This is a genomic window from Pseudokineococcus lusitanus, assembly GCF_003751265.1.
In the GTDB taxonomy this organism is placed as follows: domain Bacteria; phylum Actinomycetota; class Actinomycetes; order Actinomycetales; family Quadrisphaeraceae; genus Pseudokineococcus; species Pseudokineococcus lusitanus.
Genome location: NZ_RJKN01000001.1, coordinates 317790 through 338508 on the forward strand (window position 1 = coordinate 317790; position 20719 = coordinate 338508).

At 76.8% G+C, this 20719-nt stretch carries 16 protein-coding genes; 6 read left to right on the top strand and 10 right to left on the bottom strand.

The window, feature by feature from the left end:
* Positions 1 to 31: 31 nt before the first annotated feature.
* From EDC03_RS01415 to EDC03_RS01430, 4 genes are all read left to right on the top strand, one after another.
* A complete protein-coding gene (locus EDC03_RS01415) occupies positions 32 to 751 on the top strand; it encodes an amino acid ABC transporter ATP-binding protein (RefSeq protein ID WP_199719893.1) in 720 nt (239 codons plus the stop codon).
* Between the two features lie 96 nt (positions 752 to 847).
* Positions 848 to 1762, top strand: a complete 915-nt coding sequence (locus tag EDC03_RS01420; RefSeq protein ID WP_123378405.1) for a glutamate ABC transporter substrate-binding protein — start codon at positions 848 to 850, stop codon at positions 1760 to 1762.
* Positions 1763 to 1862: 100 nt separating this feature from the next.
* Positions 1863 to 2528: an amino acid ABC transporter permease gene (locus EDC03_RS01425; RefSeq protein ID WP_123378406.1), complete on the top strand. Its 666-nt coding sequence runs from the start codon at positions 1863 to 1865 to the stop codon at positions 2526 to 2528.
* A complete protein-coding gene (locus EDC03_RS01430; protein WP_123378407.1) occupies positions 2525 to 3370 on the top strand; it encodes an amino acid ABC transporter permease in 846 nt (281 codons plus the stop codon). Before EDC03_RS01425 ends, EDC03_RS01430 begins: the two co-directional genes overlap by 4 nt.
* Before the next feature lie 88 nt (positions 3371 to 3458).
* Here EDC03_RS01430 and EDC03_RS01435 read toward each other — a convergent pair whose 3' ends face one another.
* The 3 genes from EDC03_RS01435 to EDC03_RS01445 form a co-directional block, all read right to left on the bottom strand.
* A complete protein-coding gene (locus tag EDC03_RS01435; RefSeq protein WP_148057979.1) occupies positions 3459 to 3884 on the bottom strand; it encodes a regulatory protein RecX in 426 nt (141 codons plus the stop codon).
* Positions 3885 to 4131: 247 nt separating this feature from the next.
* Entirely contained in the window at positions 4132 to 5175 is a 1044-nt protein-coding gene (gene recA / locus EDC03_RS01440) for a recombinase RecA (protein WP_123378409.1), read from the bottom strand.
* 209 nt (positions 5176 to 5384) lie between these two features.
* Positions 5385 to 5615 (bottom strand): DUF3046 domain-containing protein, encoded by a 231-nt coding sequence (locus EDC03_RS01445; RefSeq protein ID WP_123378753.1) that lies wholly within the window; start codon positions 5613 to 5615, stop codon positions 5385 to 5387.
* Between the two features lie 60 nt (positions 5616 to 5675).
* Between EDC03_RS01445 and EDC03_RS01450 the strand changes: the two genes are divergently transcribed.
* Positions 5676 to 10889, top strand: a complete 5214-nt coding sequence (locus tag EDC03_RS01450) for an Lhr family helicase (RefSeq protein WP_123378410.1) — start codon at positions 5676 to 5678, stop codon at positions 10887 to 10889.
* A 48-nt stretch (positions 10890 to 10937) separates the two neighbouring features.
* Positions 10938 to 11828 carry a DNA-formamidopyrimidine glycosylase family protein gene (locus EDC03_RS01455; RefSeq protein ID WP_123378411.1) on the top strand — a complete coding sequence of 297 codons (891 nt, stop codon included), beginning with the start codon at positions 10938 to 10940 and terminating at the stop codon, positions 11826 to 11828.
* A gap of 43 nt (positions 11829 to 11871) precedes the next feature.
* Here the strand turns inward: EDC03_RS01455 and EDC03_RS18480 are convergent, their stop codons facing one another.
* The 7 genes from EDC03_RS18480 to EDC03_RS01490 all read right to left on the bottom strand — a co-directional run bounded on the left by EDC03_RS18480 (position 11872) and on the right by EDC03_RS01490 (position 20692).
* On the bottom strand, positions 11872 to 12219 hold the full coding sequence (locus EDC03_RS18480) for a helix-turn-helix domain-containing protein (RefSeq protein WP_422393782.1): 348 nt from the start codon (positions 12217 to 12219) through the stop codon (positions 11872 to 11874).
* A gap of 342 nt (positions 12220 to 12561) precedes the next feature.
* Entirely contained in the window at positions 12562 to 13080 is a 519-nt protein-coding gene (locus tag EDC03_RS01465) for a CinA family protein (protein WP_241966962.1), read from the bottom strand.
* Positions 13070 to 13711 carry a CDP-diacylglycerol--glycerol-3-phosphate 3-phosphatidyltransferase gene (pgsA, locus tag EDC03_RS01470; protein WP_123378413.1) on the bottom strand — a complete coding sequence of 214 codons (642 nt, stop codon included), beginning with the start codon at positions 13709 to 13711 and terminating at the stop codon, positions 13070 to 13072. The genes EDC03_RS01465 and pgsA overlap by 11 nt, the downstream gene beginning before the upstream one ends.
* The gene (gene rimO / locus EDC03_RS01475) at positions 13708 to 15252 is read right to left on the bottom strand and encodes a 30S ribosomal protein S12 methylthiotransferase RimO (RefSeq protein ID WP_123378414.1); all 1545 of its coding nucleotides are present in this window, start codon (positions 15250 to 15252) and stop codon (positions 13708 to 13710) included. The genes pgsA and rimO overlap by 4 nt, the downstream gene beginning before the upstream one ends.
* Positions 15253 to 15394: 142 nt before the next feature.
* Complete coding sequence (locus EDC03_RS01480; RefSeq protein WP_123378415.1) at positions 15395 to 17005, bottom strand: alkaline phosphatase D family protein; 1611 nt, start codon at positions 17003 to 17005, stop codon at positions 15395 to 15397.
* A gap of 92 nt (positions 17006 to 17097) precedes the next feature.
* Positions 17098 to 17757 carry an NYN domain-containing protein gene (locus EDC03_RS01485; RefSeq protein WP_123378416.1) on the bottom strand — a complete coding sequence of 220 codons (660 nt, stop codon included), beginning with the start codon at positions 17755 to 17757 and terminating at the stop codon, positions 17098 to 17100.
* A 7-nt stretch (positions 17758 to 17764) separates the two neighbouring features.
* Positions 17765 to 20692, bottom strand: coding sequence for an FtsK/SpoIIIE family DNA translocase (locus EDC03_RS01490; protein ID WP_123378417.1), 2928 nt, complete (start codon positions 20690 to 20692; stop codon positions 17765 to 17767).
* Positions 20693 to 20719: the final 27 nt, after the last annotated feature.

Sequence of the window (20719 nt, forward strand, 5' to 3'; positions counted from 1 at the left end):
CACGGACGCGGGGCGGGAGCCCCTCGTCGTCATGTCCGGCGTCGACAAGCACTACGGCGCGCTCCACGTGCTGAAGGGCATCGAGCTCACCGTGGGCCGCGGCGAGGTCCTCGTCGTCATCGGCCCGTCCGGCTCCGGCAAGTCGACGCTGTGCCGGACCATCAACCGCCTCGAGGGCGTCGACGGCGGCCGCATCACCATCGACGGCAAGGAGCTCCCCGCCGAGGGCAAGGCCCTCGCCGGGCTCCGCGCCGACGTCGGGATGGTCTTCCAGTCCTTCAACCTCTTCGCGCACAAGACCGTGCTGGAGAACGTCACCCTCGGGCCGACGCAGGTGCGCAAGGTCAAGAAGGCCGACGCGGACCGTCGGGCGATGGAGCTCCTCGAGCGCGTCGGCGTCGGGCACCAGGCGCAGAAGTACCCGGCACAGCTCTCCGGCGGCCAGCAGCAGCGCGTCGCCATCGCCCGTGCCCTCGCCATGGACCCCAAGATCATGCTGTTCGACGAGCCGACGTCGGCCCTGGACCCGGAGATGATCAACGAGGTCCTCGACGTCATGACCGACCTGGCGAGGAGCGGGATGACGATGGTCGTCGTCACCCACGAGATGGGCTTCGCCCGCCGCGCCGCGGACCGGGTCGTCTTCATGGCCGACGGCGAGATCGTCGAGCAGGCCGACCCGGAGACCTTCTTCACGAAGCCGTCCTCCGCCCGGGCGCAGGACTTCCTCTCGAAGCTCCTCACCCACTGACGTCTGCGCCCCACGGCGCAGCAGCACCGCACCGACCGGCCGGGACCCGACCGGGCCGGTGGCCACGAGCACCCCCACCGACGAAGGGCTCACCTGATGAGGCTCCACCGCACCCTCGCCGCCGCCGCGGCCGCCACCCTCATGATCACGCTCAGCGCGTGCGGGCAGGAGGGCTCCCCGACGTCCCCCGCCGCCCCCGGCGAGAGCGGCGGCACGACGGCGGAGGCCCCGGAGTACGAGGTCGCGAGCGACGTCGACCTGGCCGACAGCCTCACCTACGAGCGCATGGTCGCCAACGGCGGCCCGACGATCGGCGTGAAGTTCGACCAGCCGGGCCTCGGCCTGCAGTCCCCCGGCGCCGACGCGCCCGAGGGCTTCGACGTCGAGATCGCCAAGCTGATCGCGGCCGACCTCGGCTTCGCGCCGGAGGACATCACCTTCACGGAGACGGTCTCCGCCAACCGCGAGCCGTTCCTCCAGAACGGCACGGTGGACCTCGTCGTCGCCACCTACACGATCAACGACGAGCGCAAGCAGGTCGTCGACTTCGCCGGGCCCTACTACGTGGCCGGCCAGGACCTCCTCGTCCGCGCGGACGACGACTCGATCAACGGGCCGGACGACCTCTCCGGCAAGACGGTGTGCTCGGTCGACGGCTCCACGCCGGCGCAGCGCATCACCGAGGAGTACCCCGACGCCGAGCTCGTCACCTTCGACGCCTACACGAACTGCGTCGAGCAGCTCACCGGCGGTCAGGTCGACGCCGTGACGACGGACGACGCCATCCTCCGCGGGTACGCCGCGCAGCAGCCCGAGCTCCTGCGCGTCGTGGGCGAGCCCTTCTCGGAGGAGCCCTACGGCATCGGCATGCCCCTCGGCGACACGGCCCTGCGCGACTTCGTCAACGACTCCCTCGAGGAGGCCGAGGACGACGGCCAGTGGCAGGCGGCCTTCGAGTACACCCTCGGCGACAGCGACGGCGTCGAGCCGCCCGAGGTCGACCGCTACTGATCGACGGACGGGTGGGGCGGCCGGCGTGACCGGCCGCCCCACCCGCCTGCCCGGCCCCACCTGACCCAGCCGACACCCCCGACCACGCAGAGGAGGCGCCGTGGACGCGGTCCTCGACAACCTCGGGCTCTTCGCCAGCGGACTGGCCGGCACCGTGACCCTCTTCGTGTGGTCGGCCGTGGCGTCCCTCGTCCTCGGCGTGGTGCTCGCCGTCATGCGGGTCGCACCGAGCCCCGCCGTCCGCGCCTTCGGCACGGCTTACGTGCTGACCGTCCGGAACACGCCCCTGACCGTCGTCTTCGCCCTCATCGTCTTCGGCGGCCCCATCCTCGGCCTGTCCGTCGGCGGCAGCGTGGACCTGCAGTACCGGGTCCTCGCCGTGCTGGCGCTCTCGCTCTACACGGCGTCCTTCGTCTGCGAGGCCCTGCGCGGCGGTATCGCCACCATCCCCGTCGGGCAGGCGGAGGCGGCACGCTCGCTCGGGCTGACCTTCCCGCAGACCCTGCGGCACGTCGTGCTGCCGCAGGCCGGGCGGACCGTCGTCCCGCCGCTGGGCAGCGTCCTCATCGCCATGGCGAAGAACACGAGCATCGCCTCGGCGTTCAACAACACCGAGCTCATCTCGGCGATGAGGACGGGCATCGAGAACCGCGGCGACGCGGTCATCGCGATCCTCGTGGCCACGGCGGTCGCCTACCTGCTCGTCACGCTGACCCTCAGCCTCGTCTTCGCCCTCGTCGAGAAGAAGGTGGCGATCGTCCGATGAGCGCACCCACGAGCGTCCTCTACGACCTGCCGGGGCCGAAGGCCGTCCGCCGCAACCGGGTCATCGGCGTGGTCGGCGTCCTCCTCGTCATCGGGCTCGTCGCCTTCTTCGTCTACCGGATGGGCGAGGCCGGCCAGCTGACGGCCGCCCGCTGGACGCCCTTCCTCTACAGCGACATCCAGAACGCCCTCCTCGACGGCCTCCTCGCCACGCTGCAGGTGGCGGCCATCGCGGGTGCCCTGGCGCTCGCCTTCGGCGTCGTCTTCGCCGCCGGCCAGCTGAGCGACCACCGGGTGCTCCGGTGGCCCAGCGTGGCCGTCGTCCAGCTCTTCCGCGGGCTGCCGCTGCTGCTGCTCATCTTCGCGCTCTTCTTCGCGAGCGGCGGGGCCATCACGGTCTTCTGGTCCCTGGTCCTCGGGCTCGTGCTCTACAACGGGTCCGTCCTCGCCGAGGTCTTCCGTGCCGGCGTCCTCGCCGTCCCGCGCGGCCAGTGGGAGGCGGCGTCGGCGCTCGGCCTGCGCAAGACGGCGACCATGCGCCTCGTCCTCGTGCCGCAGGCCGTCCGGTCGATGCTGCCGGTGATCGTGGCCCAGCTCGTCGTCCTCCTCAAGGACTCCGCGCTCGGCTTCATCGTGGGCTACACCGAGCTCCTCCGGCAGGGCCGCCTCATCGGGACGAACTTCTTCAACGTCATCCCGTCCCTGCTCGTGGTGGCCGTGATCTACATCGTCATCAACTTCCTCCTCGGGCTGCTGGCGACGTACCTCGAGCGGCGCCTCAGCCGCTCCAAGCGGTCGTCGGCCGACACTCACGCCCCCGAGGTCGAGCTCGAGCAGCGCTGACCCGGCGCCTCGGCGAAGGACGGACGGAGGGGCACGACGGCGACGCCGTCGTGCCCCTCCGTCGTCCCGCGCCTGCCGGGCGTCCGGTTCAGCCGTCGCGCTCGGCGTCCAGCGCCTCCCGGACCACGGCGTACGCGACGCCGGGCGGGTAGCCCTTGCGGGCGAGGACGCCGGCCAGCCGGCGCAGGCGCACCTGCTCGTCGAGGCCGCGGGTGGCGCGCATCTTCCGCTCGACGACGCGCTCGGCCCCGGCCCGCTCGTCCTCGTCGCTGACGTCCGCGACGGCGCCGCGGGCGACGTCGTCCTCGACACCCTTCGTCCGCAGCTCGTGGAGCAGCGCGCGACGGGCGAGCCCGCGCGTCTCCTGGCGGGAGCGGACGAGCATGTCCGCGTAGGCGACGTCGTCGACGAGACCGACCTCCGTGAGCCGGTCGAGCACCTGCTCGACGACGGGCTCCTCGACCCCCTTGCGCGCCATCGCCGCGGCCAGCTCCCCGCGGCTACGGGGGGCCATCGCCAGCTGGCGCAGCGCGATGCCCCTCGCGACGGCGACAGGGTCGGCCGGCGGCTCGGCCGCACGGGGACCCTCGTCGCCCGCGGCGCCCTCCCCCGCGCCCGGCGGCCCGGGTGCGTCGCGAGGTCCGGAGGGGGGCGACGACGCGCCCGTCCGGCGGCGGGCGCCGGGCCGGCGACGGCCCGGCCGGCCGCCGCGCCCCTCGCCGCCCTCAGCGCTCACGAGAGCCCTCGCCCGCCGCGGCCGCTCAGAAGGCGACCTCGGCCTCCGCGGGCTCGGCCGGCTTGTCGACCTGCGGGCCGACGCCGAGCTTCTCCTTGATCTTCTTCTCGAGCTCGTCCGCGAGGTCGGGGTTGTCGCGCATGAAGGCGCGCGCGTTCTCCTTGCCCTGGCCGAGCTGGTCGCCGTCGTACGTGTACCAGGCGCCGGACTTGCGGACGAAGCCCTGCTCGACGCCCATGTCGATGAGGCCGCCCTCCCGGGAGATGCCGTGCCCGTAGAGGATGTCGAACTCGGCCTGCTTGAACGGCGGGCTGACCTTGTTCTTGACGACCTTGACCCGGGTGCGGTTGCCGACGGGCTCGGTGCCGTCCTTGAGCGTCTCGATGCGGCGCACGTCGAGGCGGACGGAGGCGTAGAACTTCAGGGCCTTGCCGCCCGTCGTCGTCTCGGGCGAGCCGAACATCACGCCGATCTTCTCGCGCAGCTGGTTGATGAAGATCGCCGTGGTGCCGGAGCTGTTGAGCGCACCGGTGATCTTGCGCAGGGCCTGCGACATGAGGCGGGCCTGGAGGCCGACGTGGCTGTCGCCCATCTCGCCCTCGATCTCGGCGCGGGGCACGAGCGCGGCCACCGAGTCGATGACGATGACGTCGAGCGCGCCGGAGCGGATGAGCATGTCGGCGATCTCGAGGGCCTGCTCACCCGTGTCGGGCTGGCTGACGAGCAGCGCGTCGGTGTCGACGCCGAGCTTCTTGGCGTAGTCCGGGTCGAGCGCGTGCTCGGCGTCGATGAAGGCGGCGATGCCGCCGGCGCGCTGGGCGTTGGCCACGGCGTGCAGCGCCACGGTCGTCTTTCCCGACGACTCCGGGCCGTAGATCTCGACGACGCGGCCGCGGGGCAGGCCGCCGATGCCGAGCGCGACGTCCAGCGAGATGGCGCCGGTGGGGATGACCTCGATGGGTGCTCGGACCTCGTCGCCGAGACGCATCACCGAGCCCTTGCCGAACTGGCGGTCGATCTGGCCGAGGGCCGTCTCGAGGGCCTTGCCGCGGTCTGCCGTCACGGGCATGTCATCACCTCAGGGTCTGGGCCGGCCGCTGGCCGGTGTGGCTTCGGTCCGTCGGGAGGACGCTAGGAGCGCCCACCGACAGCGGGTCCGGGCCTGGCCCGGGCTGGGGACGGACGACGCCGGACGTCGACCTGTGCGCGCCCGACGGTACTCGGACACGCGTTCGAGCGGCGCGCACGACACGCCGGTCCGCGCCGGACGTCGCGCCGTCAGCCCCGGGGCCGGCGGCGCGCCGGGTCCGCGCCCAGCCGGCGCTCCGGCGGCACGTCCATGGCGTCGCACAGGGCCTCCCACACCTCGCGGGGAGGGACGCCGTCGGCGAGCGCCTCGTCCGGCGTCCGGTGCCCGAGCCGCCCGACCACCTGGGTGGCGGTGACCGACCGGGCGTACGTCGGGCCGAGCTCGCCCTCCGCCAGCCGCCAGAACTCGCTGAGCCTCACGCGGGCCAGCGTGCCACCACCGGCGGGGCGGCTGTCGGTGCCCCGGGGCAGGATCACCGCATGGCCCGGGGCAGCACGACGACCGCAGCGCCCGCCCCCGTGCCCGCCCCCGACCCGGCCGCCGTGCTCGGCCGCTTCTCCGAGGCGACCCGCCGGTGGTTCACGGGCGCCTTCGCCGCCCCCACCCCCGCGCAGGCGGGCGCCTGGCACGCCATCAGCAGCGACGAGCACACGCTCGTCGTCGCGCCCACGGGCTCCGGCAAGACGCTGTCGGCCTTCCTGTGGTCGGTGGACCGCCTCGTCACGGACCCGGTGCCCGAGGCCGCGCTGCGCTGCCGCGTCCTCTACGTCTCCCCGCTGAAGGCGCTGGCCAGCGACGTCGAGCGCAACCTCCGGGCCCCGCTCACGGGCATCGGCCACGAGCGGGTCCGGCTCGGGCTGGAGCCGCCGGACGTGCGCGTCGGCATCCGCTCCGGCGACACCTCCCAGGCCGAGCGCCGGCTGCAGGCGCGGACGCCGCCCGACGTGCTCATCACGACGCCGGAGTCGCTCTTCCTCGTCCTCACGTCGCGGGCCCGGGAGTCGCTGGCCGGCGTCACCACCGTCGTCCTCGACGAGGTCCACGCCGTGGCCGGCACCAAGCGCGGGGCCCACCTGGCGCTGTCGCTCGAGCGGCTGGACGCGATGCTCGAGCGCCCCGCCCAGCGCATCGGCCTGTCCGCCACCGTCCGCCCGCCGGAGACGGTCGCCCGCTTCCTCGCCGGCGCGCGCACCCCGCAGGACGGCGGCCGGGCGGTCCGGGTCGTCCAGCCGCCGTCGACGAAGGTCTTCGACCTCTCCGTCGTCGTGCCCGTCGAGGACATGTCCCGCCTCGGCGAGCCCACCGACGACCTCAGCGGCGCGGCCGCGGGCGCCCAGCGCACGACGTCGATCTGGCCCTCGGTCGAGGAGCGCGTCGTCGACCTCGTCGCCCCCACCGAGGACGAGCACCGCTCCACCATCGTCTTCGCCAACTCCCGGCGGCTGGCCGAGCGCCTCACCTCGCGCCTCAACGAGGAGTGGGCCGAGCGGCTCGAGGCGGCCGCCGAGGGCGTCGTCGACCTCGAGGCCGACCCCGGCACGACGGACGGGGCGGGGGCCCGCCGCCCGCCCGCCGAGGTGATGGCGCAGGCCGGCACGTCCGCGGGCGTCCCGGCCGTCCTCGCGCGGGCCCACCACGGGTCGGTGAGCAAGGAGCAGCGCTCGCTCATCGAGGAGGACCTCAAGAGCGGGCGCCTGCCGGCCGTCGTCGCGACGTCGAGCCTCGAGCTCGGCATCGACATGGGGGCCGTCGACCTCGTCGTCCAGGTGGAGTCCCCGCCCAGCGTGGCCAGCGGCCTGCAGCGGGTCGGCCGTGCGGGCCACCAGGTGGGCGCCGTCAGCCGCGGCGTCCTCTTCCCCAAGTTCCGCTCCGACCTCGTGCAGACGGCCGTCGTCACCGAGCGCATGCGCGAGGGGCTCATCGAGGAGCTGACGGTCCCCGCCAACCCGCTCGACGTCCTCGCCCAGCAGGTCGTGGCCATGACGGCGCTCGACGAGTGGTCCGTCGACGACCTCGAGGCGCTCGTCCGCCGGGCCTCGCCCTTCGAGGGCCTCACCCGCCCGGTGCTCGAGGCCGTGCTCGACATGCTGTCCGGCCGCTACCCCAGCGAGGAGTTCGCCGAGCTGCGGCCGCGCGTCGTGTGGGACCGCGTCGCCGGCACCCTCACCGGCCGCCCGGGCGCCCAGCGGCTCGCGGTGACGAGCGGCGGCACCATCCCCGACCGCGGCCTCTACGGCGTCTTCCTCGCCGGCGGCGACGGGCCCGGCCGCCGCGTCGGCGAGCTCGACGAGGAGATGGTCTACGAGTCGCGGGTCGGCGACGTCTTCACGCTGGGCGCCTCGACGTGGCGCATCGAGGAGATCACGCGCGACCAGGTGCTCGTCACCCCCGCGCCGGGCCAGCCGGGCAAGCTGCCGTTCTGGCACGGCGACGCCCCGGGGCGGCCCGCCGAGCTGGGGCGCGCCCTCGGCGCCTTCGTCCGCGAGCTCGCCGCCGCGCCGGGAGGGTGGGACGGCGAGGTCGCCCGCGGCCGGGCCGAGGCCGCCGGCCTCGACACGTGGGCGGTCGACAACCTCCTCGCCTACCTGCGCGAGCAGCAGGAGGCCGTGGGCCACCTGCCCGACGACCGCACCGTCGTCGTCGAGCGCTCCCGGGACGAGCTGGGCGACTGGCGCGTCGTCGTGCACTCCCCCTACGGCAAGCCGGTCCACGCCCCGTGGGCCCTGGCGGTCTCGGCGCGGCTGCGCGAGCGCTTCGGCGTCGACGTCCAGGCCATGCCGTCCGACGACGGCCTCGTCCTGCGGCTGCCCGACGTCGGCCTCGGCGACGACGGCGGCGGCACCGGCGGCGAGGGCGACCTGCCCGACCTCGCCGAGGTGCTCCTGCTCGACCCGGACGACGTCGCCGCCGTCGTCACCGAGGAGCTCGGCGGCTCCGCGCTCTTCGCCGCCCGCTTCCGCGAGTGCGCCGGGCGGTCCCTCCTGCTGCCCAAGCGTCGTCCCGACCGGCGCCAGCCGCTGTGGCAGCAGCGCCAGCGGGCCGCGCAGCTGCTCGAGGTCGCCAGCCGCTACCCGTCCTTCCCCGTCGTCCTCGAGACGGTGCGGGAGTGCCTGCAGGACGTCTTCGACGTGCCGGCGCTGGAGCAGCTGCTCAAGGACCTGCGCTCGCGCGCCGTCCGCGTCGTCGAGGTGACGACGCAGACGCCCTCCCCCTTCGCGCGGAGCCTGCTCTTCGGCTACGTCGCGCAGTTCCTCTACGAGGGCGACTCCCCCCTGGCCGAGCGGCGCGCGGCCGCCCTCCAGCTGGACCCGGGCCTGCTGTCGGAGCTGCTGGGCCGCGGCGACGGCGCCGCGCTGGCGGACCTCCTCGACCCGGCGGCCGTCCTGCGGACGCACGCGGAGCTGCAGCGGCTGGCCCCCGAGCGCGCCGCCCGCGGCGCGGAGGACGTCGCGGACCTCCTGCGCGTCCTCGGGCCCCTCAGCACGCTGGAGGTGGCGCGGCGCACCCGCGCCGACGCGGTGCCCGACGCGGTGCCGCCGGTGCCGCCGGTGCCGCGGCAGGCCGTCCCCCTCGACGACGCGGCCCCGGACGGGGACGCGGAGCGCGTGGAGGACGCGGCGGACCCCGCCGGGGGCGAGGACGACGGCACGCCCGACGGGCCGACGGACGAGGACGCCGCGCTGGCGCGCGTCCCGGCCGTCGAGGGCTGGCTGCGCGGGCTCGAGCGCTCGCGCCGGGTCATCGCCGTGCGCATCGCCGGCGAGGAGCGGTGGGCCGCCGTCGAGGACGCCGGCCGCCTGCGCGACGCGCTCGGCACGCCGCTGCCCGTCGGCGTCCCCGAGGCGTTCACGGCGCCCGTCGAGGACCCCGTCGGCGACCTCGTCTCCCGGTACGCCCGCACCCACGTGCCCTTCGTCGCCGACGACCTCGCCCGCCGGCTGGGCCTCGGCGGCGCCGTCGTCGCCGCGGCCGTGCGGGCGCTGGTGCAGCGGGGCCGGCTCGTGCGGGGCGACCTGCTGCCGGAGGCCCTGCGGGGTCGGCTCGGGGAAGGGCCCGAGGCCGCCCCCGCGGTGCCGGCCGCGGACGCCGACCGGTCCGTCGAGCACGTCTGCGACGCCGAGGTCCTCCGCGTGCTGCGGCGCCGCTCGCTCGCCGCGCTGCGCGCGGAGGTCGAGCCCGTCCCGCCCGAGGACCTGGCCGCCTTCACGCCCCGCTGGCAGGGCGTCGGCGCCCGCCTCCGCGGCGCGGAGGGCCTCGTGCGCGTCGTGGAGCAGCTGAGCGGCGCGGTGCTGCCGGCCAGCGCCGTCGAGACGCTCGTCCTCCCCTCCCGCCTCCAGCGGTACTCCCCCGCGCTCCTCGACGAGCTGACGGCGAGCGGCGAGGTCGTGTGGTGCGGCCACGGGGCGCTGCCCGGCGACGACGGCTGGGTCTCGCTCCACCTCGCCGACTCGGCCCACCTCACGCTGCCGCCGCGCCCCCTCCCCGGCGACGGCGACGGCCCGGAGGGGGACGTCGCCGCCGCGCCGTCCCGCGACGAGCTGCTCACCCTCACCGACGACCACCGGGCCGTGCTCGACGCCCTGTCCGGCGGGGGCGCCTACTTCTTCCGGGCGCTGGCCGACGCCGTCGGCTCCGTCGACGACGAGCGCCTCACCGGCACGCTCTGGGACCTCGTCTGGGACGGACGGCTCACCAACGACACGCTGAGCCCGCTGCGGGCCCGGCTGCGGGGCGGACGGACGCGCCACAAGGCGGCACCCGCCCCGGCCCGCTCGCGCTACGCGAGCAGCCGCTCCGGCTGGGCCGCGGGCCGCTCGCGGCCCGGGCGCCCGTCGGTGCCCGTCCGCGGCGGACCGCCCGTCGCCGCGGGCCGCTGGTCGCTGCTGCCCGAGGCGGAGGCCGACGCGACGGTCCGCGCCCACGCCCTCGCCGAGGTGCTGCTGGACCGCTACGGCGTCGTCACCCGCGGCGCGGTCGCGGCCGAGAAGGTGCCGGGCGGCTTCGCGGCCGTCTACCGCGTCCTCGCGGCCATGGAGGACGCCGGGCGCGTCCGTCGCGGCTACTTCGTCGAGGGTCTCGGGGCGTCGCAGTTCGCCGGCCCCGGCGCGGTGGACCGGCTGCGCGCCGTCGCCAAGCCGCTCGGCGACGGCGGTCCCGGCCGGGCGGGCGGCGGCGGCTACGGCGGCGCCGGCGGGTACGGCGCCCCGGCCGAGCCGGTCGGCGCCCCGGCGGTCGTGCTGTCGGCCTGCGACCCCGCCAACCCCTTCGGCGCCGCGCTGCCATGGCCGGACCGCGGCACCGCGGCCGGCGGCGGGACGACCGACGCGGACGCCGACGCCCCCGCCGACGGCGGCGACGACGGCGGGTCGTCGGACGCCGACGCCGCACCGGGACGGCGCGGGCGCGCCCGTCCCGCCCGGGCCGCCGGCGCGCTCGTCGTCCTGCGCGAGGGACGCCTGCTCGTCCACGTCGAGCGCGGGGGCCGGTCGCTGCGGACGTGGACCGACGACGCCGACGACCTGCGGGCCGCCGCGGAGGCGCTCGTCGCCGCGGTCCGCGAGGGCGGCCTCGGCCAGCTCCTCGTGCAGCGCGCCGACGGCGGGTCGGTCCTCGACGCGGCCGCACCGGTGGCGGCGGCGCTGGAGACGGCCGGCTTCGTGCCGACGCCCCGCGGCCTCCGGCTGCGGACGTGACGGGCCGCCCGGCCCCGGTCGCGGCCCCCCGACGGGACGGGGGTCGCCGTGCCGGAGGGTGACACCGTCCTGCGCACCGCCCGCCGGCTGCACGCCGCCCTCGGCGGCGAGGTGCTCGCGCGCAGCGACCTGCGGTGGCCGTCGCTGGCGACGACGGACCTGTCCGGCCAGCGCGTGACCGAGGTGGTCGCCCTCGGCAAGCACGTCCTGCTGCGGACCGACGCCGGCCTCACCCTGCACAGCCACCTGCGGATGGACGGCTCCTGGCACGTCACGCCCACGGGGCGCCCGTGGGGCGCCCGGTCGTCCGACGGCGTCCGCGCCGTGCTGGAGGGGCCGCGGTGGACCGCCGTCGGGCACCGTCTCGGGATGCTCGACCTTCTGCCGACGGCGGCGGAGGGCGAGCTCGTGGGCCACCTCGGGCCGGACCTCCTGGCCGACGGGTGGGACGAGGGGGGCGCGGCCACGGCGGCGGGCGCCGTCGCCGCCGACCCGGCGCGCGAGGTGGGCGACGCCCTGCTGGACCAGCGGCTCGTGGCGGGCGTGGGCACCTTCTGGATGAGCGAGGCGCTCTTCCTCGTCGGGACGAGCCCCTGGGCGCCGGTCGGCGACGTCGCCGACGTGCCCGGGCTGCTGGCCCGCCTGCGGCGGATGATGCGCGCGGCCGCCGACGCGCGGGAGCCCGTCCAGACGACGACGGGCGACACGCGTCCGGGCCGCAACCGGTACGTGCACGCGCGGTCCGGCCTGCCCTGCCTGCGCTGCGGGACGACGGTGCGGGTCGCGCCGCTCGGGACGGGTCCCACGGCGCGGAGCGCCTTCTCCTGCCCGCACTGCCAGCCGGGCCCGCGGCCGACCGACGACGGGCGGCCGCAGACGCCGCTCGGGCACGACCGGAGGCGGACGGGGCAGACGCCGCGCTACTCCCGGGGCCGATGAGGGACGCCCCGTGGCGACGACGTCGTCACGGGGCGGTGGGGCGTCAGGCGGCGCTGACGAGCCCCTCGGGCCGGCGGCCGTCCTCGACGAGGTCGGCCGGGACGACGTCGGGGACGACGAGGTCCTCGGCGAGGGCCACGCGGTCGCTCACCTGGCGCAGCAGCGCCGACAGCGGGGTGCCGAGCGCCCCGCAGATCGACGACAGCAGCTCCGACGAGGCCTCCTTCTGGCCGCGCTCGACCTCGGAGAGGTAGCCGAGGCTGACCCGGGCCGTGCCCGAGACCTCGCGGAGGGTGCGCCCCTGCTCCTGCCGGAGCCCGCGGAGGGCGTCGCCCAGCTCACGGCGCAGGAGCACCGGTGCGGTGGCGACGGGCCGCGGGGCGGGCGGCAGCGGGGCCGCGGGCGGCGCGACGGGGGCGGGCCGCTGGGCCCGGACGCCGGGGCGGGCGTCCCGGGCGGGCTCGGTGCGGCGGTCGTCGGGACGGACCCGCGACGGACCCGCGGGCGGGGCCTGCACGGGACGACGGCGAGCCGGCAGCTCGGGACGCGTGCTGCGTCCGGCGGGCGCGGCGGGGCCGGTGGTCATCGCCCCACGGTACCCGGGGCGTCGGCGGGAGGGAGCGGGGCCGGTCGGTGTCACGCCCACCTCAACGCGGACGGGTGCGGCCGGTGTTCCACGGGCACCCCCCGCGGGGCACCTGCCGGGGACGCGGGGACGGTGCGCCGCGCTGACCTACGCCGACGGGGCGGGCCGGTCCCGGTCGGCCAGGGCGGCCGCGAGCAGCCGCAGGGCGGCCTCGGCCACACCGGCGCGCACGGCCGCGCGGTCCCCCGGCAGGTGCAGCTCCTCGGCGTGCTCGCCCGCCGCGCCGGTCACGGCCACGAACGCCGTCCCGGCCGCGTGGCCGTCGGCGGGACCGGGCCCGGCGACCCCCGTCGTCGCCACCCCGACGTCGGCGCCGAGCAGGGCACGGACGCCGTCGGCCATGGCGCGGGCCACGTCCACGTCGACGGGGCCCGTGCGGGCGAGCCGGTCCTCCGGGACGCCGAGCACCGAGGCCTTGACGTCGGTGGCGTAGGCGACGACGCCGCCGCGGAGGACGGCCGACGCCCCGGGGACGTCGGCGAGGCGGGCGGCGACGAGGCCGGCGGTCAGCGACTCGGCGACGGCGACGCGGAGCCCGGCGTCGCGGGCGAGCCCGACGCAGCGGCGCGCCGTCCCGCCGTCGTCCACCGTGCCGTCAGCGGGCACGGCCGGCGCCGCCGGGACGACGGGCGCGGTGCTGCCGCACCGCCGACAGCACGTAGTCGACGCCGGTGACGACCGTGACGACGACCGCGACGAGCATGACGACGAGCGCCAGCGGGTCCAGCACGGCGGGCAGGAGGCCCCCGAGGACGCCGTCCGGGCGCGGGACGAGGTAGAGCGCGATCGCGACGCTCTGCAGCACCGTCTTGAGCTTGCCGCCGCGGCTGGCGGGGATGACCCCGTGCCGGATGACGAGGAAGCGCAGCAGCGTGACCCCGAGCTCGCGGACGAGGACCACGACGGTGATCCACCACGGCAGCTCGCCGAGCACCGAGAGCAGGACGAGCGCCGTCCCGATGAGCGCCTTGTCGGCGATGGGGTCGACGAGCTTGCCGAAGTCCGTGACGAGGTCGTGGCGGCGGGCGATCTCGCCGTCCACCTTGTCGGTGGCGATGGCGACGGCGAAGGCGAGCGCGGCCCCGAGGCGCCACCCGCCCTGCTCGCCGTCGTCCATGACGAGGAGCACGGCCATGACCGGGACTAGCAGCACCCGCAGCACCGTGAGGGCGTTCGCGAGGTTCCAGGCGCTCGGCCGCCCGTCCGCGTGGCGACGCGCGACGAGCCAGGAGGTCACGGCGCGGCCCTGCCCGTGCGCGCCGCTCCCCCGACGGGCTCGGCCACGAGGTCGGCGCCCCACGCGTCGACGACGACGGCCTCGACGAGGTCGCCGACCCGCGGCAGCGGCGCGCCCACGGGCAGCCGGAGCTCCGTCGTGCCGTCGACCTCGGGGCCCTGGTGCGCCGCACGGCCGACGACGGCCGCGTCGTCGTCCGCCCCGGGGCCCGGGACCTCCTCGACGAGGACGTGCAGGGTCTCGCCCACGCGCTCGGCGGCACGCTCGTCGACGAGGGCCTCGACGAGCTGCTCGACGCGGGCGCGGCGCTCCTCGACGACCTCGGCGGGCAGGTGGTCCGGCAGGTCCACGGCCGCCGTGCCGTCCTCGTCGGAGTAGCCGAAGACGCCCGTGACGTCCATGCGCGCCGCCCGGAGGAAGTCCTCGAGCTCGGCCAGCTCGGCCTCGGTCTCGCCGGGGAACCCCACGATGACGTTGGAGCGGACGCCCGCCGTCGGCGAGAGCGACCGGACCCGGTCGAGGAGGGCGAGGAAGTCGGTGCTGCCGCCGAAGCGGCGCATCCGGCGCAGCAGGGCCGGCGCCGCGTGCTGGAAGGACAGGTCGAAGTAGTCGGCCACGCCCGGCGTGCCCGCGATGACCTCGAGCAGGCCGGGGCGCACCTCCGCGGGCTGCAGGTAGGTGACCCGGACGCGCTCGACGCCGTCGACGGCCGCCAGGCGCGGCAGCAGCTCCTCGAGCGCCCGCAGGTCGCCGAGGTCCTTGCCGTACGAGGTGGAGTTCTCGCTGACGAGCAGCAGCTCGCGGACGCCCTGGTCGGCCAGCCACCGGGCCTCGTCGAGGACCTCCTGCGGCGGGCGGGACAGGTAGGCGCCGCGGAAGGCGGGGATGGCGCAGAAGGTGCACCGGCGGTCGCAGCCCGAGGCCAGCTTGAGCGGCGTCCACGGACGGCCGGGCTCGAGCAGCCGCCGCAGCACGGGCGGGCCCGACGCCGGGGCGAGCAGCGCGGCGGTCTCGTCGGCGGCCGCCCCGTGGCCGGGCGTCGCGACGTCGGCGGCGGCCGCACGACGGGCGACCGGGGACAGCGGGAGCAGCGTGCGGCGGTCGCGCGGGACGTGGCTCGCGGGCCGCTCCCCCGCCAGGACGGCGTCGAGGTGGCCGGACAGGTCGGCGTAGGAGTCGAAGCCGAGGACGGCGTCGGCCTCGGGCAGCTGCTCGGCCAGCTCGGTGCCGTAGCGCTCGGCCATGCACCCCACGGCGACGACGGCGCGCGTGCGGCCGGTCTCCTTGAGGTCGCTCGCCTCGAGCAGCGCGTCGACGGAGTCCTTCTTCGCCTGCTCGACGAACCCGCACGTGTTGACGACCGCGACGTCGGCCTCGGCGGCGTCGTCGACGAGGTCCCACCCGGCGCTCGACAGGCGCCCGGCGAGCTCGGAGGAGTCGACCTCGTTGCGCACGCACCCGAGCGTCACGAGCGCCACCGACCGGCGGGCCGGGGGCCCGTCCGCGGCCGTCGTCGTCGGGACCTGCGTCGTGGTGCTCACCCTCCCCACTGTAGGCGCGGCGGCGAGCGACCTGGCTCGCCTCGCCTCCTGCCGCCGCGGCGGCCGATGACCTGGTTCTCCGCCGGGTCCGTCGCCGCGGCGGCGAGCGACCCGGCCCCCCACCGGTCCGGCCACCACGGCGTCACCGACGCACCGGCGGCTCCAGCACCTCGGTGTGGACGACGTCGCCCCGCGTGCTGCGGAGCGTCACGGTCATCGTGCCCGTGCGGCCCTCGACGGCGACGTGCCCGAAGTACTGGTTGCGCCCCAGCGGGCTCTCGTTGGCCGACGACGGGCCGGCCGCGAACACCCGCCGCGGGCCGAAGGTGCCGTCCAGCTCCCCGACCGGGAAGGCGCCGGCGTGGATGGGGCCCGAGACGAACTCCCAGAAGGGGTCGAAGTCGGTGAAGGCCGCCCGGGCGGGGTCGTAGTGGTGGGCCGCCGTCCAGTGGACGTCCGCGGTGAGCCACACGAGGCCGGTGACGCGGGCGCGACGCAGGCGGCGCAGGAGGTCGGCCAGCTCGAGCTCGCGGCCCAGCGGCGGCCCGTCGTCGCCGTTGGCCGCGGCCTCGAAGCCGGAGCCGTCGGGGACGACGACCCCGAGCGGCATGTCGGCGAGGACCACCTTCCACGTGGCCCGGCTCCGGCGCGTCTCGCGCACGAGCCAGTCGGCCTGCTCCTGCCCGAGGAAGCGGGTGGCGGGCCCGGCGGCCGGCTGCACGTTGGGGCTGTTGGCGCCGCGGTAGGTGCGCATGTCGAGCTGGAAGAGGTCGAGGTGCGGCCCCCGGGAGAAGGACCCGTACACCTTGCCCTCGGCGTCGCGGCGCCGGCCGTCGAAGGGGTGGTACTCGACGAAGGCCTGCCGCCCCCACCGGGCGAGGACGTCGGCGCGGCGCTCGCGGTCGTAGACGTCGGCGGGCAGGAGCTCGCCGGGGTACCAGTTGTTCGTCACCTCGTGGTCGTCCCACTGGGCGTAGAGCGGTGCACCGGCGGTCAGCGCGCGCACGTGCGCGTCGCCGCGGTTGTAGCGGTGGCGGCCGCGGAACTCGTCGAGGCTCTGCGCGCGGCGCTCGACGCCGTCCTCGACGACGTTGCGCCACGTCGTCCCGTCGGGCAGCAGCACCTCGGGGGCGATGGGCCCGTCGGCGTAGACCGTGTCGCCGCTGTGGACGACGAAGTCGGGCTCCGTCGCGTGCATCGCCGCGAAGCCCGGCATGCCGAGGTCGACGTGCCGCCCCCAGCCCTGGCCGGCCGTGTCGCCGGTCCAGACGAAGGAGACGTCGCGGCGGGCCCGCGGGGCCGTCGTGAGCCGGCCCGACGCCGCCTCGCCCGGTCCGTCCGCCGTCTCGACGAGCAGGCGGTACTCGTAGGTCTCCCCCGACCGGAGCCCGTCGAGCCGCACCGTCCCGGTGAGGTCGGTGCCCGTGCCGACGACCGGCCCGGGCACGCGGCGCCACCCGCCGCCCCGGCCGGGCTCCCGCACCTCCGCGACGAGCCGGCCCGGCGCGTCCGCCCGGCCCCACAGGACGGCGGTGGTCCGGGTGACGTCGCCGGAGGCGACGCCGAGGGACAGCCCGGGGCGTCCCCGGCGCACGAGCGCCGGGGACCCCGGCCGCGCCGCCGACGCGGGGGCCACCGCCAGCCCGCCGAGGGCGAGGCCCGCGCCGAGGACGGCACGACGCCTCGGCCCGGCGGGGGCGCGCCCCGTGGAGCGGGCGGCGTCCCGGGCAGGTCCGGCGTCTCGGCGCGTCATGGACCCAGCAGACGCCCCCGCGACGAGCGGCGGGTGGCCCCGCCGTGGCGGGCGGGTGACACCCGGACGACGACCCGGTGCAGCCCGGGGCCTCAGCCGGCGGTGGCCTCCACGAGCGAGCGCATCGACCGCGTCGGCCGCAGCCAGGCGCCCTCGGGCGGCAGGTTGTCGAGCCGGATCCGCGGCAGCGGGCTCGTGAAGGCGCCCGGCACGTCCTCGATGTCGAGGAAGGTGATGAGGTCCGACTCCTGCGCGTAGCCCGCGACCTCGGAGAACGCGACGACGACGCACTCGACGCCCTGCCGGGCCAGCTGCTCGAGCGGCTCGCGGAAGTTCCGGCCGTCGGCGCTGGCGACGACGACGCGGGCGAGGGTGCCCTCCTCGGCACGCCGGGCGACGTGCTCGAGCATCGCCTCGTCGACGTCGTCGTCCGGCTGCGTCTTGGGGCGCGCGAAGACCGCGAAGCCGAAGGAGCGGACCGCCTCGACCCAGCCGCGCATGTTCGGCGCGGCCGCGGGGACGATGTTGGTGAAGACGCAGCCCTCGACGTCGTGCTCGCCCGCGGTCGTCACGAGCCAGCGCGCGATGGCGTCGAAGCGCGGCCGCGACGACGGCGACGGGCGCTCGCCGATGACGTTGGCCAGCGTCATGTCGATGTTGGGCGCGTCCCACACCAGCAGGTCCAGGGGCGGGCCCGGGAGCTCCGGCCCGTCCTCGGCCGCGGGGGCCCCCACCAGGTCCGTCGTGCTCATGAGCCGATCACCGTCCCGTCAGCTGCCAGGCGTCGTCGCCGTCGTCGTCGTCGTCCCAGCCGCCCGAGCCGGCACCGTCGTGGCCGTCGTCGTAGCTGCGCGGGGGCGGCGGGAGCCCGCCGTCCCAGTCGTCCTCGCCGGGGGCGCCGTAGCGACCGCCCGCCGGTGCGGCGGCCGGCCGGCGCACCGGCTCGACCTCCACCGCCTGCTCGTAGGGCGCGTCGCCGCCCGACGGCGACGGGTCGCCGCGCAGGGCCGCGAGCGTGCCGGGCATGTCGTCCGGGCGCACGAGGACGTCCCGTGCCTTGGAGCCCTCGCTCGGGCCGACGACCCCGCGCGACTCCATGAGGTCCATGAGCCGCCCCGCCTTGGCGAAGCCCACGCGCAGCTTGCGCTGGAGCATCGACGTCGAGCCGAACTGGGTCGTGACGACGAGCTCCACGGCCTGCAGGAGCAGGTCGAGGTCGTCGCCGATCTCCTCGTCCACCTGCCGCTCCGGCGCCGTGACGACGACGTCGTCGCGGTACACGGGGGCCAGCTGCTCCTTGACGTGCGCGACGACCGCGCCGATCTCGGCCTCGGTGACCCACGCCCCCTGGACGCGCATGGTCTTCGAGCTGCCCATGGGCAGGAACAGCGCGTCGCCCTGGCCGATGAGCTTCTCGGCGCCGGGCTGGTCGAGGACGACGCGGGAGTCGGCGAGCGAGCTCGTGGCGAAGGCCAGCCGCGACGGCACGTTGGCCTTGATGATGCCGGTGACGACGTCGACGCTCGGGCGCTGCGTCGCGAGCACGAGGTGGATGCCCGCCGCGCGCGCCAGCTGCGTGATGCGCTGGATCGAGGCCTCGACGTCGCGGGGGGCCACCATCATGAGGTCGGCCAGCTCGTCGACGACGACGAGCAGGTAGGGGTACGGCTGCAGCACCCGCTCGACGCCGGGCTTCGCCTGCACCCGGCCCGCGCGGACGGCCGCGTTGAAGTCGTCGACGTGCTTGAAGCCGTAGGTCGCGAGGTCGTCGTAGCGCGCGTCCATCTCCCGCACGACCCACTCGAGGGCCTCGGCGGCCTTCTTCGGGTTCGTGATGATCGGGGTGATGAGGTGCGGGATCCCCTCGTAGGCCGTCAGCTCGACGCGCTTGGGGTCGACGAGCACGAGGCGGACCTCGTCCGGCGTCGCCCGCATGAGCACCGAGGTGATCATGGCGTTGACGAAGCCCGACTTGCCGGCGCCCGTGGCGCCCGCGACGAGCAGGTGCGGCGTCTTGGCGAGGTTGGCGACGACGTAGCCGCCCTCGACGTCCTTGCCGACGCCCATGACGAGGGGGTGCGTCTGGTGCCGGGCCGCCTGGCTGCGCAGGACGTCGCCGAGGGAGACCGTCTCGCGGTCCGCGTTGGGGATCTCGATGCCGATGGCCGACCGGCCCGGGATGGGCGAGAGGATCCGCACGTCCGCGCTGGCGACGGCGTAGGCGATGTTCTTGCTGAGCGCCGTGACGCGCTCGACCTTGACGCCCGTGCCGAGCTCGACCTCGTAGCGCGTGACCGTCGGGCCGCGGCTGAAGCCGGTGACGGCCGCGTCGATGTCGAAGGACTCGAGCACGCCGGTGAGCGCCTCGACGACGCGGTCGTTGGCGGCGCTGCGGGCCTTGTGCGGCGTCCCCGGCGTGAGCAGGTCCGACGCCGGGAGGCTGTACGTGACGTCCCCGCCGAGGAGCAGCTGCTCGACGCGCTGCGGCAGCTGGGTGACGGGCGGCGCCTCGAGGTCCTCGGCCGGCTCCGCGGGCGCGGCCTGCGCCGGCACCCGGGCGGTGGCCGGGGCGGGGGCGCGGCGTCGGCCGGGGCGCGGGGCGGGCGGCGCGCCGTCGACGGGGTCGGCGGGGTCGTCCTCGTCGGCGCCCGCGTCGCCGCCGGCCGCGCGCGACCAGCCGACGGGCTCGGCCTCGGCCGGCGTCTCCGCGGCCGCGGCCTCGCCCCGGGCCCGGCGGCGCAGCCGCTCGGCGGCGCGGCGGGCGCGGCTGTGGCCGTCCTCGTCCCCCGGGTCCCCCTCGCCCGCGACGCCGGTCGGCTCCTCAGCGGGCACCGCGGCGTCGGCGTCCTTCCGGGAGCGGCCGCGCCGGCGGGCAGGGGCGGGCGCCTCGTCGACGTCCTCGTCGGCCGGACGGCGGGAGCCGCGCGAGCGCGTGGTGCCCGGCTCGGGCAGCTCGTCGGAGGGGCCGTAGCCGGCGTCGGCGCGGTGCTCGCGGCGCAGGAGGCGGTCCCGCAGCGCGGCGAGGCGCTCGGGGACGGCGTGGACGGGGGTCCCCGTGACGACGAGCAGCCCGAAGAGGCCGAGCAGGAGGAGGACGACGACCGCGACGGCGGGCGCCGTCCCGCGGGCGAGGGGCGCCGCGGCCACGAAGCCGAGGACCCCGCCGCCGGAGCGGAGCACGGGGGCGGTCGCGGCGGCGTCCGCCCCGACCGTGCCGAGGTGCACGAGGCCGCAGGCGGAGAGCAGGAGCGCGACGACGCCGACCCAGGAGCGGTCCCTGCCGGCGGGCCGGTCGGGGTGGCGCATGAGCCGCACCGACGCGGCGAGGAGCGCCAGCGGCACGACGAGGGCGACGAGGCCGACCGTGCCGGCGACGACGTCGTGGACGGCGACGCCGATGGTGCCGGTGACGCCCCACCACTCGCGGGCCGCGACGAGGACGCCGAGGCCGAGCAGCGCGAAGGCGAGCCCGTCGCGGCGGTGCGCCGGGTCGAGGTCGCGGGCCCCGGCCCCGACGCGCCGCACCCCGCCGCCGACGACGCGGGCGGCACCGCCCCAGACGGCCCGCAGGCCGCGGAGGAGGACCGAGCCGGCCGGCGGGGGGACGGGACGCGAGCCGCCCCGGCCGCCGCCGCCGGAGCGCGCGGGACCCGGGCGCCGGGCCGTGGTGGAGCCGCGCGTCGCCATGGCGGCACCGTATCGCCGCCCCGGCCC